The following is an 18,035-nucleotide window of genomic DNA, read 5'->3' on the forward strand; positions in this document are numbered from 1 at the left end:
GGGAATGCTGAGGTGTTCCGCTGACGCGCGGACTCGCACCCGAGGGTGTGGGAGGGCACATGGACGTGCTGACCCGGCTGGACCGATATCAGAGACGGCACCGGTGGGCGGGGATGCCGCTCGCGGTCGTGTACAAGTTCTTCGACGACCAGGCCACCTACCTGGCCGCGCTGATGGCCTACTACGGCTTCGTCTCCCTCTTCCCGCTGCTGCTCTTCCTGGTGGCGATCCTCAGCGCCGCCCTGCACGGCAATCCGCAGCTGCAGCACACCATGCTGCACTCGGCACTGGGCGAGTTCCCGGTGATCGGCGACCAACTCGGCCACAACATCCACTCGTTCCACGGCAGCGGCGCCGCCGTCGCGGTAGGTGTCACGGGCAGCGTGTACGGCGCACTCGGGATCGCCCAGGCAGTCCAGCACGCCCTGAACAAGATCTTCGCAGTGCCGCGGCACGCCCGTCCCGACCCGCTGCGCTCACGGGTGAGGAGCCTGTACTTCCTGCTGCTGCTCGCGATCGGCCTCTGCCTGACGACCGCACTGTCCACCGCCGAATCCGCGGCCACCCTCTTCGGCACCCGCCTGGCCATCGGCATCAGGGTCGCCCTCGGCGTCGTGGCGGTCGCCGTCGACGCCGCCCTCCTCCTGCTCAGCTACCGGCTGATGACCAGGCGCGAGCTGCCGCTGCGCCTGACGTACGGACCGGCCCTGGGAGCCGCCTGCGCCTGGCAGGCACTGCAGTGGGGCGGCTCCTACTACGTCGGGCACGTGCTGCGGGGCACCACCGCGACCTACGGCATGTTCGGCATCGTGCTGGGCCTGCTCGCCTGGATCTACCTCGCCGCCACGGTGTACCTGACCACAGCGGAGATCATCGCCGTACGCTGCCTGCGGCTGTGGCCGCGCAGCCTGCTGACACCCTTCACCGACCATGTCCACCTCGCCACGGGCGACCTGCGCGCCTACCGCTCGTACGCGACCACGGAGTCCTTCAAGGGCTTCGAGAAGATCGACGTCCGCTTCGGCGAGCCTCCGCCGCCGGCCGTGGGCGACACGGGACCTCCCTGATCCGACCGGGAGCAGGCGGGCGCCCGTCTCGGCTCGCTGGGAGGCACGCCGCCTGGAACGCGGTGACTATGAAATGAGGAAGGCAGCGAAAAGAGGAAGGCGGCAGGTCGCCGCCGCGGCACGCGCTCCCGCCGAGGCAGAGGAGGACGGCCTATGGGCAGGACGGGCCCCCCGCATTCCGGCGCCCCGGGCCGGCCCCTGCCCGGGGCCGGCTCGTCGCCCACCGGCCTGCTCGACCTGCTGAGCGTCGCCGCGGTGGTGCTGGACGCCCAGGGACGCGTGGTGTTCTGGAGTCCCCAGGCGGAGGAGTTGTTCGGCTACAGCGGACAGGAGGCGCTGGGCCGGTTCGCGGCGCGGCTGCTGGTCCACGAGGAGCACTGGGACCAGGTGATCGCGCTGTTCGCCCAGGTCATGGAGTCAGGCGCCGACTGGGCCGGGGCCTTTCCGGTCCGGCACAAGGACGGCAGCACGCGGCTGGTGGAGTTCCGCAACATGCGGCTGCTCGACGATCTCGGGGACACCTACGCCCTGGGCCTGGCCGTGGACCAGGCGACGGTGGCACGGATCGAGCGGGGTGTGGCCCTCTCGGCACGTCTGGTCTCGCAGTCCCCGATCGGCCTGGCCATCCTGGATCCCGACCTGCGCTACGTGACCGTGAACCCGGCGCTGGAGCGCATCCACGGCCTCCCCGCCGCCGACCATCTGGGCCGGCGCGTCCGCGACGTCCTGACCTTTCTGGACGCCGAGGCCGTCGAAGCCCGTATGCGCCAGGTCCTGGACACCGGAGAGCCGGTGTCCGACCGGTATGTCGTCGGCCGCACCGGCGCCGACCCGGACCGCGAACACGCGTGGTCGGTGTCGTACCACCGGCTGGACGACGCCACCGGCCGGGTGATCGGTCTGGCCACGTCCGTCATCGACATCACCGAACGCCACCAGGCCACCCGGGCGGCGATCCGCGCCCGGAACCGCCTGGCCCTGATAGCCCACGCCTCCGCCTCCATCGGTACGACCCTCGACGTGGAGCGGACGGCGTACGAGCTGGCCGGTGTCGTCGTACCGGACCTGGCGGACGTGGCCTCGGTCCACGTGCTCGACAGCGTGCTGCGCGGACGCACCCCGTCGGAGACCGGCCCTGCCCGCTTCCGTGTCGCCGCCGTCGCCGCGGCCCCCGCCGGCGAGGCGGCACAGGCGGTGGCCGACAGGCCCGGAGGCCTCGCCACCTACGACAGCGACCGTCTGATCACGCGGTGTGTGCGCACCCGCCGGCCGGTGCTGGTGGCCGAGACCACACGCGGGGACCTGCGGCACATCGCCCGCACCAGCGAGGCCGCCGCCCTCCTGGAGGCGTCCGGCGTGCACTCCTACCTCGTGGTGCCGCTCCTGGCCCGCGGAGAGGTCCTGGGAGCGCTCAGCCTGGCACGCGTCCGCACACCCGCGCCGTTCGACGAGGACGACACCCTCCTCGCCTGCGAACTGGCCGGCCGCGCCGCGACCTGCGTCGACAACGCCCGCTGGTACCAGAGTGTGCGCGACACCGCCCTCACCCTCCAGCGCCGCCTGCTGCCCGAGCTGCCGACCCGCCTGCCCGGCCTGGAGATCGCCTGCCGCTATCGGCCGGCCGGAGCCGTCAGTGAGATCGGCGGAGACTGGTTCGACGCCATGCGCCTGCCGGGCGACCGGACCGCGCTCGTCGTCGGGGACGTGATGGGCAGCGGCATCAACGCCGCCGCCAGCATGGGCCAACTGCGCAGCGCCACCCGCGCGTTCGCCGAGCTGGACCTCGACCCGGCAGAGGTTCTCCGCCATCTCGACCGGCTGGCCGAGGACGTCGAGCACACCATCGCCACCTGCGTCTACTGCCGGTACGACCCCGAGCGGGGCGAGTGCCGTATCAGCCTGGCCGGTCATCTGCCTCCGGCCCTGGTCCGCTCCGGCCGGCCGGCCGAGCTGCTCGACATCCCCTCCGGTGTGCCGCTGGGCGTCGGCGGATGGGCCTTCGAGACGACGGCCTTCCCCTTCCGCCCCGGCGACCAACTCGCTCTCTACACCGACGGTCTGGTCGAGACGCGCGGCGACCCGATCGACGCCCGTCTCGGCATCCTCCGCGACGCCCTGACCGCGACGGCCGCCCAGGATCTGGGGGAGACGTGCGACCGGGTGCTGGAGACCCTCCGGCCCCGGGCCGGCGACGACGTCGCCCTCCTCCTGGCCCGCGCCCGGGGCTGAGGGGGACGGCGGGGCGGTGAGCGCGGTACCGTGCGAGGCGGCCTCGGCGCGCGGGTCACGGGCCTCAGGCGTCCCGGCCCTGTTGATCGGGATCGTCGAACTGGTCGAGAAGGAAGTCGACCGGTACGGAGCCCGTGGTGGCGGCCGCCGTGCGGTCGTCGAGAAGCTGCTCCGCCCAGATGACCTTGCCGCGGGTCGTGTACCGCGTTCCCCACCGCTGGGCGAACTGCGCCACCAGGAACAGCCCGCGTCCGCCCTCGTCCGTGGTCGCCGCCCGCCGCAGGCGGGGCAGGGTGCCGCTGCCGTCCGACACCTCGCAGATCAGACAGCGTCCGTGCAGCAGCCGCACCCTGACCGGCGGCGAGCCGTACCGGATCGCGTTCGTGACCAGCTCGCTGAGAATCAGTTCGGTGGCGAATCCGGTCTCCTCCAGCCCCCATCCCCGCAGGGTCTCCCTGCAGCGGGCCCGTACCGAGGGCACCAGCGCCGGGTCCGGCGGCACGTCCCACTCGGCCACGCGCGAGGCCGGGAACCTCCGGGTACGCGCCGTCAGCAGCGCGATGTCGTCGCGGGCGGGTGACGGCTTGAGGGCGTCGATCACCGCCTGGCACGTCTCCTCCGGAGTACGGCCCCCGGATCCGCCCAGCGCCCGGCGCAGCCGCTCCATCCCCGCGTCGATGTCGTGGGTGCGGTCCTCCACGAGGCCGTCGGTGTACAGCACCAGTTGTGAGCCCTCCGGCAGGGACAGCTCGGCGGTCTCGAAGGGGTAGCCGCCCAGGCCGAGCGGTGTCGAGGCCGGCACGCCGGCACAGGTGACCGTCCCGTCCGGGTGCAGCACCACCGGTTCCGGGTGTCCCGCACGGGCCATCGTGCAGACCCCCGCCACCGGGTCGTACACCATGTAGAGACAGGTCGCCCCGGTCACGCCCCCACCCTCGCCGCCCGCCGCGGCGTCGCCCGTGTTCTCCTCGTTGTCCATGCGGACGACCAGGTCGTCCAGGTTCCCGAGCACCTCGTCCACGGGCAGGTCCAGAGTGGAGAAGTTGTGCACCGCGGTGCGCAGCCGGCCCATGGTCGCCGCCGCGTGCAGCCCGCGGCCGACGACGTCACCCATCACCAGGGCCACCCGGGCGCCCGGAAGCGGGATGATGTCGAACCAGTCCCCGCCCACCCCCGCCTCCGCGGGCAGATACCGCCAGGCCACCTCCAGCGCGTCCTGTTCCGGCTGCCCCCGTGGCAGCAGGCTGCGCTGCAACGTCACCGCCATCGCGTGCTCGCGGGTGAACCTGCGGGCGTTGTCGATGGCCACCGCCGCCCGGGTGGTGAGTTCCTCCGCGAAGGTGAGGTCCTCCGGCTCGAACGCCGGGGAGTCCGCCGTCCGGTAGAAGTTCACCACGCCCAGCGGCACGTTCCGCGCCCGCAGCGGCACGCTCACCAGCGAGCGCAGCCCGCGCTCCAGGGCCATCCGGGAGCGCTCCGGATCCTGTGCCCGCCAGCCGTGCGCCTCCCGCAGGTCCGCCTCCAGCATGGGCCGCCGTTCCCGCAGTGTCCGCATCTGCGGGGTCCCGGCCGAGAACGTGATCACTTCACCCAGCGGATACACCGGCACCATCCGCTGGTCGCCGCCGATCGCCGTGCGGCGCAGCCGCCGCCAGCCCTCCGCCGTGGGCTCCCACCCCCGCAGTACCGCCTCCAGCAGATCCACCGTCACGAGGTCGGCGAACTGGGGCGCCGCCACATCGGCCAGCTCTTGGGCCGTGCGTTCCACGTCCAGCGTGGTCCCGATCCCCACTCCGGCCTCGTACAGCAGCTTCAGCCGCTCCCGCGCGACCTCTGCCCGCCCCGAGACCGCCGCCAGCTCCGTGGTGTCCCGCAGGGTCACCACGTCGCCTCCCCGGTCGGAGCGCGGGTATGTCGGACGCTTGTTCACCAGCAGCAACCGGTCCCCGGCGAGATGCAGCTCATCGGTGACCGGCTCCGGCGACGACAGCAGACCCGTGATCGGCTCCGGCATTCCCAGCTCGCCCAGCGGGCGCCCCCGCACGTCCGCCGGCAGCCCGAGCAGCCGCGTCGCCTCGTCGTTGGCCAGCAGCAGCCGCCCGTCGGGCCCGGTGATCAGCACTCCTTCCCGCACCGAGTGCAGCACCGCGTGGTGGTGCTCGTACAACTGCGCCAGTTCCACCGGGGCCAGGCCGTGCGTCTGCCGGCGCAGCCGCCGGGACACGAGCGTCGTTCCCGCCACGGCCAGCGCCAGCGCGGCAGCGCCGCTGGCCAGGAGGATCGGCAGCTGCGGCGCCCACAGTGCCGCCACGTTCTTGACCGTGATGCCGGCCGAGACCAGACCGATCACCTTCCCCTGCGAGTCGGTCACCGGGACCACCGCCTGTACGGTCGTCCCCCTGCCCGCGGGCAGGGGCGGCCCTCCCGCCTGCTCGACGACGGTACGGCCCTGCAGCGCCGGTGCGATGGTGCCGACGAACTTCTTCCCGATCTCCTGGGGGTAGGGGTACGTGTAACGGATCCCCTTGGTGTTCATGACGATGACGAAGTCCACGCCCGCGCGCTTCCGCGCCGCCTCGGTCTGCGGCTGGAGCAGCGCCGTCGGGTTCCGGCTGCGCAGCGCCTCCGCCGTGCTGCGCGCACTCGCGAACGACTGGGCCGCGACCACCGACTCACGACGCCCCTGCTGCAGCGCGTCCCGCGCCGTCTGGAGCACCATGGCCGCCACCGCGGCCACCACCAGCAGGACCACGATGACGACCTGGAGAAGGAACACCTGACCGGCCGCAGTGCGCGGGTCCAGCAGGGAGGCCCGGTGCCGGCGCGAGCGTCCGACGGGCGGATGACGTTCCGGGCTCGGAGGGGGCCCGGAGATTACCTCCATACACCCTTGATAACACCACTGTGGGCAAGCCGAAGTCCCAAGCGGCCGGGCGGCGCGGCGGCGCCCTCCGGTCCGTCGGCCGCAACGAAGGCCGTTATGCCCCGATAAGATATCTTTTGTGATCAGGACAGGACGGCATCGGCGCCACCGCGCTCGCTACGGTGGCCGACGCGAGACCGTACTGGTGTCGCCCGTGATCCTCACCGTCCTCATCACGGGCCTGGCTTTCGCCACCCCCAGGGAGATCGCCTTCAGCCGTCTCCTGCCCGCCGCACCCGCCCTCGCCGCCGCGATGTGGCCCGTGCTCCCCACGATCCTGCTGGGCGCGTTCTGCCTGCTGGTCATGATCGGGCTCAGCCTCGTCTACACCGATCTGGGAACGCCCTACACGGCGGCTGCGATCGTCGCGGTCACTCTGGCAGCCGCCTACACGAGCCGTCTCCGACTCCAGCGGGAGGAGACGCTCTTCCAGATCCGGCTGGTCGCCGACGCGGCGCAGCAGGTCCTGCTGCGCCCGCTGCCGCGCCGCGTCCAGGACGTCGACATCGAGTCCCTGTATCTCGCGGCCCAGGAGCAGGCCCGCATCGGAGGCGACTTCTACGAGGTCGCCGACACGCCGTACGGGGTGCGGCTGCTCATCGGTGACGTGCGCGGCAAAGGGCTGTCGGCGGTGGGGGCGGCCTCGGCGGTGATCAACTGCTTCCGGGAGAACGCGTACGACCAGCCCGACCTGAGGGGCATCATCCATCGCCTGGAGACCAGCATGGGCCGCTACAGCGTCGCGCTCCTCGACCCGGACCAGCCCGAGCACTTCGCCACCGCTCTGATCGCCGAGATCCCCTACGGCAGGGGGCAGGTGAAAATCCTCAACTGCGGACATCCCCCGCCCCTGCTGATGCGGAGCGGAGAGGTCCGTGTCCTCGAACCCACCGTCCCCTCGCCGCCCCTCAACCTGGCGTCGCTCCTGGGAGAGGACTACAACGTCGACACCGTGGCCTTCGCCTCGGGCGACCAGATGCTGCTCTACACCGACGGCGTGACGGAGACCCGGGACCGCGCCGGCGCGTTCTTCCCGCTGCCGGAGTGGATGCGGCAGCTCGGCCCGGCGGCGCCCCGTGAGCTGCTGGACCGGCTTCACCGGGACCTGCTCCACTACAGCGGCGGACGGCTCGACGACGACATCGCGGCCGTCGCCGTCCGCTGTAGTCGCGCCGCGGTTCAGGAGTCCTCCGCGTAGGTGGCCGCCGGCCCCGCCGCGGCTGCGGCCACGATGCCGCCGGCCGGTGTGCCGGCGGCCGGTCCAGGTGTCTGCTGCCTCGTTCTGGGCCGACCATGGAGGAAGGCAGCACGCCCGCCGGTACGGCACGCGCAAGGTGCCGAGCGGGAAGGGAAATGAGGCATGGGCACGACGGACTCCTCCCCAGCAGGCGACGACCGGTCAGTGGCGGGTCCCGCCGCTCCGCCCAGCGGCCTGCTCGATCTGCTCAGCGTCGCCGCGGTGGTGCTGAACGCGGAGGGCCAGGTGGTCTTCTGGAGCCCGAAGGCCGAGGAACTGTTCGGCTACACCGCGGAGGAGGCGCTGGGCCAGCACGCGGCTCGGCTGACGGTCCACGAGGAGCACCGGGACGCGGTGATCAAGCTGTTCGCCGAGGTCATGGAGTCCGGCACCGACTGGGCGGGGGCGTTCCCGGTGCGGCACAAGGACGGCAGCACCCGCCTGGTGGAGTTCCGCAACATGCGGCTGCTGGACGAGCTCGGCGACGTCTACGCCCTGGGCCTCGCCGCGGACCAGGCCGCCGTGGAGCGGGTCGAACGCGATGCCGCCCTGGCCATGCGTCTGGTGTCCCAGTCCCCGGTCGGGCTGGCCATTCTGGACCCTGACCTGCGGTACCTGGCCGTGAATCCCGCTCTCGAACGCATCACCGGTCAGTCCGCCGCCGAGCGTCTCGGTCGGCCGGCCGGCGAGGTCCTGAGCTTTCTGGACACGGACCCCGAGGCGCGTCTGCGCCGTGTTCTGGAGACCGGCGAGTCGGTGGTGGACCGGCACATCGTCTGCCGGCCCCCCGTCGATCCCGACCACGAGCACGCCTGGTCCGTCTCCTACTACCGGCTGGAGGATTCCGCCGGGCGGGTGCTGGGTCTGGCCTATTCCGTCATCGACGTCACCGAGCGGCATCGGGCCGCGGCCGAGGCGGCACAGGCCCGGCAACGGCTGACGCTGATCGCCAGGGCCTCCGCCTGCGTGGGCACCACCCTCGATCTGGAAACCACGGCACGCGAGCTCGCCGACGTCGTCGTCCCGGTCCTGGCCGATGTGGCAGCCGTGGACGTACTCGACAGCGCCCTGGCCGGCCGGATGGCGCCACGCGAGGGGCCGGCCCACTTCCGCGCCCTCGCCGTGCACGCGGCCCACTCCACGGAGGCGGTCCGCGCGGCCGACCCGCCGGGGGAACTCGCCTCGTACGCCGACGACCGCCTGATCACCCAGTGCGTCCGCACCCGGCAACCGGTCCTGGTGCCCCGCACCACCCGTCGGGATCTGGAGCGCATCGCCCGGCACGGCGAGGCAGCCTCCCTGCTCGCGTCGGCCGGCGTCCACTCCTACCTGGCCGTACCGCTCATGGCCCGGGGTGAGGTCCTGGGCGCCCTCGACCTCAAACGCACCCGGAACCCCGCGCCCTTCGACGCCGACGACGCACTCCTGGCCTGGGAGCTGGCCGCACGAGCCGCGGTGTGCATCGACAACGCCCGCGGATACCAGGCCCAGCGCCAGGCGGCCCTCACCCTCCAGCGCAGCCTGCTGCCCGACCCCCCGTCGCGCCTGCCCGGCCTGGAGGTCGCCTGCCGGTACCAGCCTGCCGGCGCCACGAGCGAGATCGGCGGTGACTGGTACGACGCCATACCCCTCCGGGGCGACAGAACCGCCCTGGTCGTCGGGGACGTCATGGGCAGCGGCATCAACGCCGCCGCCACCATGGGTCAACTCCGCAGCGCCGCCCGCGCCTTCGCCGAACTCGCGCTCGCCCCCGCCGAGGCCCTCCGGCACCTGGACCACCTGACCGAGGGTGTCGAGCAGACCATCACCACCTGCATCTACTGCGTCTACGACCCGCACCGGGGGCAGTGCGAGATCTGCCTCGCCGGCCACCTGCCCCCGGTCCTGATGCGTGCCGGCCACGCGGCCCGGCTTCTCGACCTTCCCGCCGGCGCACCGCTAGGGGTCGGCGGGGTGCCCTTCGAGGCCACCACCATCCCCTTCCGCCCCGGCGACGCGCTGGCCCTCTACACCGACGGCCTGGTCGAAACCCGGAGCGAACCCATCGACGCCCGCCTGGACGCCCTCCTCGACGCCTTCACCGCGACACGCGGCCACGGTCTGGAAGACACCTGCGACCGCATCCTGGAAGCCCTGCGCTCGCCGGGGGGTGAGGACGACGTCGCGCTGCTCGTGGCCCGGGCCCAGCCCTGAGCCGACTCGATCCGGACGGTGCCGGCGGCCGGTGATGGCCGGAATCTGTACATTTGTACATGGAGAGTCGCGGCCGTCGGGCATGCGACGGTCGCGCCCATGCTCAAGAACCTCGCAGGCGAGGACGACATGATCGACTTGAGTGCGCCGATCGTGGCCACATTCCTCGTGTATGTGGCCGTCATGATCGCGACAGGGGTCTGGGCCTACAGCCGCACTCACACCTTCGCCGACTTCGCCCTGGGGGGCCGCAGGCTCAGCGCGTTCGTGGCCGCCCTGTCCGCCGGGGCCAGCGACATGTCCGGCTGGCTCTTCCTCGCCTTTCCCGGAGCGGTGTACGCGGCCGGCGTCGGCGCCAGCTGGATCGCGGTCGGTCTGGTACTCGGTACGTATCTCAACTGGCTGTTCGTCGCGCCGAGGCTGCGCACCTACACCGAGCGCGCCGGGAACGCCGTGAGTCTGTCGGCCTACCTGGAGGAGCGGTTCGAGGACCGCACCCGGATGCTCCGGATGGTCTCGGCCGCGGTCACCCTCGTGTTCTTCACCGTCTACGTCGCCAGTGGGCTGGTGGCCGGCGGCGTACTGTTCGGGCACATCTTCGGTGTCAGTTTCGCGCTCGGAGTGACCCTGACCGCCCTGGTGATCGTCGTCTACTCGTGCCTGGGCGGCTTCCTCGCCGTGAGTCTGACCCACGTCATGCAGGCCACGCTGATGTTCCTCGCCCTGCTCGTGCTCCCCGCCGTCGGGATCGGAGCGCTCGGCGGCTTCGGGGCACTGAGCGACGCCCTCGGCGGCAAGGCTCCCGGCCTGCTGGACATGGGCGCCAAGGTCGACTTCTCGCACGGGCGGTGGTCGGCAGGCGGGTCGCTCGGCGCCGTCGCGATCGTCTCGCTGCTCGCCTGGGGACTCGGCTATTTCGGCCAGCCGCACATCCTGGCCCGCTTCATGGGCATCCGCAGCACCGGCGCCATCCCCGCGGCCCGCCGCCTGGAAACCGGATGGGTCATCGTCGTACTCGCCGGCGCCACCCTCGTCGGCCTGGTGGGCATCGCCCGGACCGGCACGCCGCTGCACGACCCGCAGACGGTGTACATCAGTCTCAGCCGGACCCTGCTCAATCCCTGGGGTGCCGGGGTGATGCTGATCGCCGTACTGGCCGCGATCATCTCGACCGCGGACAGCCAGCTCCTCGTGTCGTCGGTCGCCCTCACGGAGGACTTCTACCGCGCGTTCCTCAACCGGCGCGCCTCGGACAGGACACTGGTCTGGGCCGGTCGCGCCGCCGTCGTCGCCGTGATCCTGGTGGCCTTCGCGATCGCGCTCAGGGGCGGCGGGCTGCTGGGCATCGTCGCCTACGCCTGGGCGGGCTTCGGCGCCGCGTTCGGGCCGGTCGTGCTTCTCTCGCTGTACTGGCCGCGCATGACCTGGGCCGGGGCCATGGCCGGGATCGTCTCGGGCGCGGGCACGGTGCTGCTGTGGAAGAAGATCAATCCGCTGCTCGGTCCCTTCGAGTCGGGCATCTACGAAATGGTCCCGGGCGTCCTGGTCGCCACGGTTGCCGCACTGGTCTTCGGCAGGTTCGTCGGCCGCCCTCCGAAACGGGCCTTCTGGCGGATGCCGGGCGGCGGGGTGAGCCGGCTGATGCTCACTCCCTTCCTCACCCACGCGCCGGTCGGCATCGCCGTCCTCGACACGGACCTGCGGTACGTCTGGGTGAACGAACCACTGGAACGCCGCATCCCCCTCGAACACCGGCTGGGCCGGCGGCCGGTGGACGTGCTGCCGCAGGCGGAGGCCGCGGCCCTGGAGGAGAACATGCGCGGGGTCCTGGAGACCGGCGCTCCGGTGATGGACTACGAATACCGGGGCACCGGTGGCACGGACCCCGACACCGGCCGCGCGATCTCCGCGTCCTTCTTCGCGATGAAGGACCGCCACGGCCGGAACGTCGGTGTCTGGTACATGGTCATCGACGTCACCGAACGCTGGCGGGCCCAGGAACGCCTGGCCCTGCTCAACGACGCCGCCACCCGCATCGGCAGCACCCTGGACGTGACGCGGACCGCCCAGGAACTGGCCGACGACGCCGTGCCGTCCGTCGCCGACTTCGTCGCCGTGGACCTGCTGGACTCGGTCATGCGGGGCGAGGAACCGGCGCCCGGGCCGGTCGGCATGTCGCCCGTCATCCGGCGCGCGGGGCAGCAGTCGGTGCGCGAGGGCTGCCCCGAGGCGAGTCTGACCGTGGGGGAGACGGTCCGGCGGGCCGCCTCGTCGCCCGTGACCCGCTGTCTGCTGGAGAGCAGGACCCTGGTGGAACGGATCCTGGACCGCGACGCCAGCCCATGGGTGACCGAGGACGAGTCGCTGGGCGCCTCCTTCCGTGACTACGACTTCCGCTCGGTGATGGTGCTCCCGGTGCGGGCGCGTGGCGTCACCCTGGGCGCGGCGACGTTCGCCCGGTCCCGGCGGAGGGGCCCCTTCGAGGACGACGACGTGCGACTCGCCGAGGAACTCGTCTCCCGCGCGGCGGTGTGCATCGACAACGCGCGCCGTTACACCCGCGAGCGCACCGCGGCCCGCTCCATGCAGCGCTATCTGCTGCCGCAGGAACTGACGGGAGGGTCCGCGCTGGCGGTGGCGTCGTGGTACCTCCCGGCGGATGTCCCCAGTGGGGTGGGCGGCGACTGGTTCGACGTGATTCCGCTGTCCGGAGCGCGGGTCGCGCTGGTCGTCGGGGACGTGGCCGGGCACGGCATCAACGCCGCGGCGACCATGGGGCGTCTGCGCACCGCGGTACGCACGCTCGCCAACCTCGACCTCTCCCCGGACGAGTTGCTGGCCCATCTGGACGACCTGGTCATCGGGCTCATGGGCGCGCAGGACGGCGACACCCCGACGGCCACCCAGGAGGAGGCCGCGGGCACCGCGTTCATGGGCGCCACCTGCCTGTACGCCGTCTACGACCCGGTCAGCAGGCGGTGCGCGCTGGCCCGGGCCGGTCACCTCCCGCCGGTGATCGTCGGTCCGGGCGGTGGTGCGGACGTCCTGGACCTGCCCGCCGGACCGCCCCTCGGCCTCGGCTACCTCCCCTTCCAGTCCGTCGAGCTGGAGCTGGCCGAGGGCAGCCTCATCGCGCTCTACACCGACGGCCTCATCCAGTCCTTCGACCGGGACATCGACGCCGGTCTCTGCCGGCTGCGGGCTGCCCTCGCGGCGCCCCGGCCGACACTGGAGGAGACCGGCCGCGGGGTGATCGACGACCTGCTGGCGGACCCGCCGTCCGACGATGCGGCCCTGCTCCTGTCCCGGACCCGTGTGCTGGCCCCCGACCGGGTCGTCTCCTGGGACCTGGCCAGCGATCCGGCGGCCGTCGCGCACGCCCGCGCCCTCGCCGTCCGGCAGCTGACGGAGTGGGGCATGCCCGATCTGACGTTCACCACCGAGCTCATCGTCAGCGAACTGGTCACCAACGCCATCCGGCATGCCGCCGGGCCGGTGTGTCTGCGCCTGATCCGGGACCGCGCCCTGATCTGCGAGGTCTCCGACGCCAGCAGTACCTCGCCGCGCCTGCGCCACGCACGGACCACCGACGAGGGAGGGCGGGGCCTGCTGATCGTGGCCCAGCTCGCCCACCGGTGGGGCACGCGCTACACGGCCAGCGGCAAGATCATCTGGACGGAGCAGGTCGTCCCGGCGGACATCTGAGCGGAGCCACCGTCGCGTATGAGGTGACCACGCGACGCCTCAACTATGAAGTGACACTTGCCGGTTGAGGCCGCGACCCCTACATTAAGCCAGCCATTAAATCTATTTAACTGAACACTTAAGTGGGGGTTGCCGTGCCGCGTCCCGCAAGACCGCACATGCGCTGGATCACCGCTGCCGGGGCCGTCCTCGCCGCCGTCGCGGCGCTGGCCGGCGGAGTGAACCCAGCACCCGCCGAGGCGGCCGGCCCCTCGGCCCGCACTCAGCACGTCGAGTACTTCCCCGGACCCCGGGCCGAGCCCCGCCAGGTGACCGTGCCGGCGGACGCCCCCGGCCGGATCACCCGCCCCGCGCCGGCCCTGACGGGCACCGCCCCCGCGGTGAAGGCCCTCCAGCGCACCGGACCGGTGTCCGGGCGGCTCGATCTGGTGGTGATGGGGGACGGCTACACGGCCGGCGAACAGCGCGAGTTCGCCGCCGACGCCCAGGAGAAGCTGGACGCGATCTTCGGTGTCGAGCCGTACCGGAGCTACCGCGGCCTGTTCAACATCTGGTTGGTCAACGCCGTCTCCGACGAGTCCGGCGTCTCCGGTGACCCGGCGGCCGGCGTCGTGAAGCACACCGCGCTGGGCTCCTCCTTCTTCTGCGACGGCATCGAGCGACTCCTGTGCGTCGACACCGGCGAGGTCGCCCAGTACGCCGGCCTGGCACCGGAAGCCGACATCGTCTTCGTCATCGCCCACTCCGCCAAGTACGGCGGCGCGGGCTACTCCGCCGCCGACCTGCCGCCGGGCTCGGCCTTCCACGGGGTGGCGACGATGTCGTCCGGCAACGACCGGTCGTACCTCATAGGCGCCCACGAACTCGGCCACTCCATAGGCCACTTGGCCGACGAATACCAGTACACGGGCTACGGTACCTATCCCTCCGCCGAGGAACCGGCCACCGCCAACCTCACCGTCCACCGCGACCTGGGCACGACGAAGTGGTACCGCTGGCTCGGGACCCAGGACCCGTCCGGTTCGGTCGTGGGCACGTACGAAGGCGGGGGCTACTACGAGGCGGGCGTCTACCGTCCGACCGAGACGTCCATCATGCGGTCCCTGGCCTCGACCGAGTTCAACGTCGTCGGCCGGGAGGCGATGATCGCCGGCTTCTACGCCGACGCGGACGCGCTGACCTCCGCCCTCCCGACATCCCGGCCCGTCGGGCAAGGGCGCCGGATCACGGTGTGCCTGGCGCCGCTGACCGGCCTCGCCGACCCGGAACTGACCTGGTACGTCGACGGCAGGCAGGTCCGGTCGGCGACGGGTGATCTGTCGGTGACGCCGCACGAACTGGGTGTTCGGGGCCACGGCCACCAGGTCACGGCGACCGTGACCGACCGCACGACGGCCCTACGGGACCCCGCGGCCCGGGCCCGGGCGACCACCTCGCTGACGTGGACGGTGCGGTGACACAGCGGCCCTCACCGCCGACTGAGGGCGCCCGGACACCTGGGCGTCACTGGATGGTCCAGCCCACGCTGCCCACTCCCGTGCTGTAGAACGCGCAGGAGCCCGTGGACTCGCCGTACTGCCCCGGGTCGAGCGTCACCCAGTTGCCGGAGACGTCCGGCGCCCAGCCGCAGACGATCTCGGCCCGGAAGGTGACGGTGTGGTCGGTGTTGTTCTGGCAGCCCGCGATGCCGACGTCCGGATCGTTGTTGTGCACCCAGCCGTCGCAGTCGACGGTCCCTTCGGCGGCGGCTGCCTGCGCCGGCACCGCCGCACCGGCGAGGGTGAGGGCCGCCGCGGACACCGCGGTGGCCAGGCCGGCTGCCAGGATGCGCTTCCTGCTGTGCATGTGTACCCCCGTGAGGTGGAGTCGCTGTCTTCCTGTGATCAGTGAAGAGCAGCGGGGCCCCGGCGTGAACCTGAGACATCCGAGGGTCCCCCTCACCGGGGCGACGCACCGGCGTCCCGGCCCCCGGTCAGCCGCAGGGTCGCCAGGGCCGCCATACCCGCCGCGACACCGAAGGTGAGGGCGGCCGGGACGCCGGCGCCGAGCCCGGAGAACAGGTACACAGGCCCCCACGCGCTGACGGTGTCGTCCATCACCATGTGCAGCACCTGGCTCGCCAGCAGCCCCAGCACGGTCGCGCAGACCGCACCTGCCGCCATCGCCGGCACGGTGGCCCGGGTGAGCAGGCCGGGCAGCAGGCGCAGCGCCCACCACACCACCGCCAGCATGACCACGTCAGCGGCCCGGTACAGCAGCCAGTGGCCGGGTGGCGTGGTCGACGGGCCGGTCCAGGAGCCCAGCAGCAGCCACTGCCGCAGGAGGTCGCCGGGCTCCGACAGCAGACCCGCACCGCTGAACCAGGTCTGGATCCTGGCCGCCACCGGTTCGTACGAGAGCACCACCAGCGACAGCGCGATCACCGCGGTCCCGGCGGTCGCCGCCGAGCGCGCGGCGCGCGGCGGCGCACTCCGCCGCGGCTGCGGGTCCGCGTCCTTCGCGGTGACACGCGCCACGAGCACGGTGAGCACGGCGGTCAACAGCGCTACCGCCACCACCGCCGGCCCGCTCGACGCGATCACCTCCGCGAGCTGCGGCAGGACCCGGTAGCTGCCGTGCCCCCGGGACGCGATCAGCCACGGCGCGGAGACCGTCACGGCCAGCGTCGCGGCCACCGGGCCCCAGGCCCACAGGGCGAGCAGCGTGGCCGGCGTACGCCGCTGCGTCGGCGGAATCCTGCGGATCAGGAGCAGCGCGCCCGCCAGGAAGAAGAGGAAGACCGCCAGGAACCTGATCTGCATCGCGGTGCGGTACAGATCGGCGTACTGGGTGTCCGCGCTCAAGGCGGCGCCCCCGCTCGTCCCCGCGTCCGCGGGCCCGTCGTAGGGCAGCGCCGTCGCGGGGTCGTACGACCAGGGCGTGAGCCAGCGCCGGAGTTCGCCCGCGGACTGGCCATCGAACACGCGCGTGGCGCCGGGCAGGTTCAGCGCCTGCGCGCTCGCCCCCGCCCACCACAGCAGCAAGGTGATCAGCAGGGCACCGAGCAGTGCCGGTATCACCGCACGCCGACAGGTCACGTGCGTTCCCCCGCCCCGGGCCTCTCAGGTCTGTTCATGGCGAAGATTCTCCCGGGGCGCAGCCGGTGCTGCCTGAGTACGCGTACTCAGGCGGACGACCCCACTGTGTCTGCCGCTCATCTGTGATGCCGGTGTCTCCGGAGAGCGCCGTCTGATTGGCAATGGGCTGGGTGGGAAGTCGGGAGGGGCACAGCCCGCCGCCGGTGGACCGGTGGGGCGGGTACGCCCGTCACCCGAGGAGTGTCGTGACCCTTCGCATCGGAGTGGAAGAGGAGTTCCACATCGTCGAGGTGGAGACGGGTCTGCTCGTGTCCCGAGCCGACACCGTGCTGGCAGAGCTGCCGGGACGCACCTTCACGACCGAGTTGCAGCAGGCGACGGTGGAGTCCAACAGCGATGTGCACACGTCTCTGGACGGCCTGTACGGCGACGTCATCGGCACCAGACGCCGGCTCGACGCCGCAGCGACCGCCCACGGGCTGGCCGTGGTGGCCACCGGAACGGTGCCGCTGGCCCGCACGGCGGACATCCTCCCCACGCCCGGCCACCGCTACCGTCGCATGGTCGACGAGTACCGCATGATCGCCGACGAGCAGCTGATCTGCGGGACCCACGTCCACGTCGACGCCCCCGACCGTGACCTGGCCGTACGCGTCATGTGCGAGGTGTCGCCGTGGCTGCACGTGCTGCTGGCCCTGTCCGCCAGCTCGCCCTTCTGGCTGGGCGCCGACACCGGCTACGCCAGCTGGCGCACCATGGTGTGGCAGCGCTGGCCCACCTCGGGGCCGCCCGGGTGCTTCGCGGACGCCGCCGACTACGACGCGGCCGTGCAGTGCCTCGTCGACTCCGGCGTCATCAGCGACCCGGGGATGATCTACTACGACATCCGGCCCTCCGCCCACCAGCAGACCCTTGAACTGCGCATCTGCGACGCCTGTCCGCGCGCGGAAACGGTCGTGCTGATCGCCGGACTCTTCCGCGCGCTGGTGAGCGACGCCCATGAGCGGCTGGGAACGACGGAGGTCCGGGCCTGCGCCGGCCGGCACGAGTGGCTGCGTGCCGCCGCCTGGCGGGCCGCCCGGTCGGGCCTGGAAGGAGCCCTGATCGATCCCGGAAGCCGGCATGCGGCGCCCGCGGCCCAGGTCGTGCGCAGCCTGCTGCGCCGGGCGCGCCCGGCACTGGAGGCCGCCGGAGACTGGCACACGGTCCGGGAGCTCACCGAGAGGGCCCTCGCAACCGGCAGCGCCGCCCACCGCCTGCGCCGTACGGCCGCGCAGGAGGACCTCCTGGCCTGCACGGATCTGGCGATCGCGGAAACCAGGGGTGACGACCAGCCGCGTCCGCGGTCCGCCGCCCCCGCCCGGCACGTCGCCTCCCCGGGGCGGCCCGCCGCGGAGGCCTCCGGGGCCCGCCCGGCACACATCGCCGGCCGCTGAGGCGTGCATTAGGAGCTCAGCCGCCTCACCGGCCCACCCCTGTATGTCCTCTCGTCGCGAAGGGAACAACACCGTGTCAACCAGTCCCGACCCCATACCGACGGGCACCCCGACTGGGCCCGCGCCCACCGCACCGCCGCGCAGCCCACGCGACCGGTACGCGCCGTG

General features: G+C 72.3%; 10 protein-coding genes. 7 read left to right on the forward strand and 3 right to left on the reverse strand.

The window, feature by feature from the left end; all coding sequences use genetic code 11:
• Nucleotides 1–59: 59 nt before the first annotated feature.
• Together ABT171_RS26605 and ABT171_RS26610 are read left to right on the forward strand one after the other, a co-directional pair.
• Nucleotides 60–1,067, forward strand: a complete 1,008-nt coding sequence (locus tag ABT171_RS26605; RefSeq protein WP_351247984.1) for a YihY/virulence factor BrkB family protein — start codon at nt 60–62, stop codon at nt 1,065–1,067.
• 153 nt (nt 1,068–1,220) lie between these two features.
• Entirely contained in the window at nt 1,221–3,296 is a 2,076-nt protein-coding gene (locus ABT171_RS26610) for a SpoIIE family protein phosphatase (protein WP_351247986.1), read from the forward strand.
• 64 nt (nt 3,297–3,360) lie between these two features.
• Here the strand turns inward: ABT171_RS26610 and ABT171_RS26615 are convergent, their stop codons facing one another.
• Nucleotides 3,361–6,180 (reverse strand): SpoIIE family protein phosphatase, encoded by a 2,820-nt coding sequence (locus tag ABT171_RS26615; protein ID WP_351247988.1) that lies wholly within the window; start codon nt 6,178–6,180, stop codon nt 3,361–3,363.
• 193 nt (nt 6,181–6,373) lie between these two features.
• On the opposite strand from ABT171_RS26615, the gene ABT171_RS26620 reads away from it, so the two are divergent.
• From ABT171_RS26620 to ABT171_RS26635, 4 genes are all read left to right on the forward strand, one after another.
• On the forward strand, nt 6,374–7,417 hold the full coding sequence (locus ABT171_RS26620) for a PP2C family protein-serine/threonine phosphatase (RefSeq protein ID WP_351247990.1): 1,044 nt from the start codon (nt 6,374–6,376) through the stop codon (nt 7,415–7,417).
• Between the two features lie 162 nt (nt 7,418–7,579).
• A complete protein-coding gene (locus tag ABT171_RS26625) occupies nt 7,580–9,649 on the forward strand; it encodes a SpoIIE family protein phosphatase (protein ID WP_351247992.1) in 2,070 nt (689 codons plus the stop codon).
• A 129-nt stretch (nt 9,650–9,778) separates the two neighbouring features.
• The gene (gene putP / locus ABT171_RS26630) at nt 9,779–13,354 is read left to right on the forward strand and encodes a sodium/proline symporter PutP (RefSeq protein WP_503076773.1); all 3,576 of its coding nucleotides are present in this window, start codon (nt 9,779–9,781) and stop codon (nt 13,352–13,354) included.
• 158 nt (nt 13,355–13,512) lie between these two features.
• Nucleotides 13,513–14,811 carry a M64 family metallopeptidase gene (locus ABT171_RS26635; RefSeq protein ID WP_351247996.1) on the forward strand — a complete coding sequence of 433 codons (1,299 nt, stop codon included), beginning with the start codon at nt 13,513–13,515 and terminating at the stop codon, nt 14,809–14,811.
• Nucleotides 14,812–14,857: 46 nt separating this feature from the next.
• Here the strand turns inward: ABT171_RS26635 and ABT171_RS26640 are convergent, their stop codons facing one another.
• Nucleotides 14,858–15,199, reverse strand: coding sequence for a hypothetical protein (locus ABT171_RS26640; protein ID WP_351247998.1), 342 nt, complete (start codon nt 15,197–15,199; stop codon nt 14,858–14,860).
• Between the two features lie 92 nt (nt 15,200–15,291).
• Complete coding sequence (locus tag ABT171_RS26645; protein ID WP_351247999.1) at nt 15,292–16,431, reverse strand: hypothetical protein; 1,140 nt, start codon at nt 16,429–16,431, stop codon at nt 15,292–15,294.
• A 245-nt stretch (nt 16,432–16,676) separates the two neighbouring features.
• On the opposite strand from ABT171_RS26645, the gene ABT171_RS26650 reads away from it, so the two are divergent.
• Nucleotides 16,677–17,867, forward strand: coding sequence for a carboxylate-amine ligase (locus tag ABT171_RS26650; protein ID WP_351248001.1), 1,191 nt, complete (start codon nt 16,677–16,679; stop codon nt 17,865–17,867).
• Nucleotides 17,868–18,035 lie beyond the last annotated feature (168 nt).

The organism is Streptomyces sp. NPDC001851 (assembly GCF_040297165.1).
Lineage (GTDB): Bacteria > Actinomycetota > Actinomycetes > Streptomycetales > Streptomycetaceae > Streptomyces.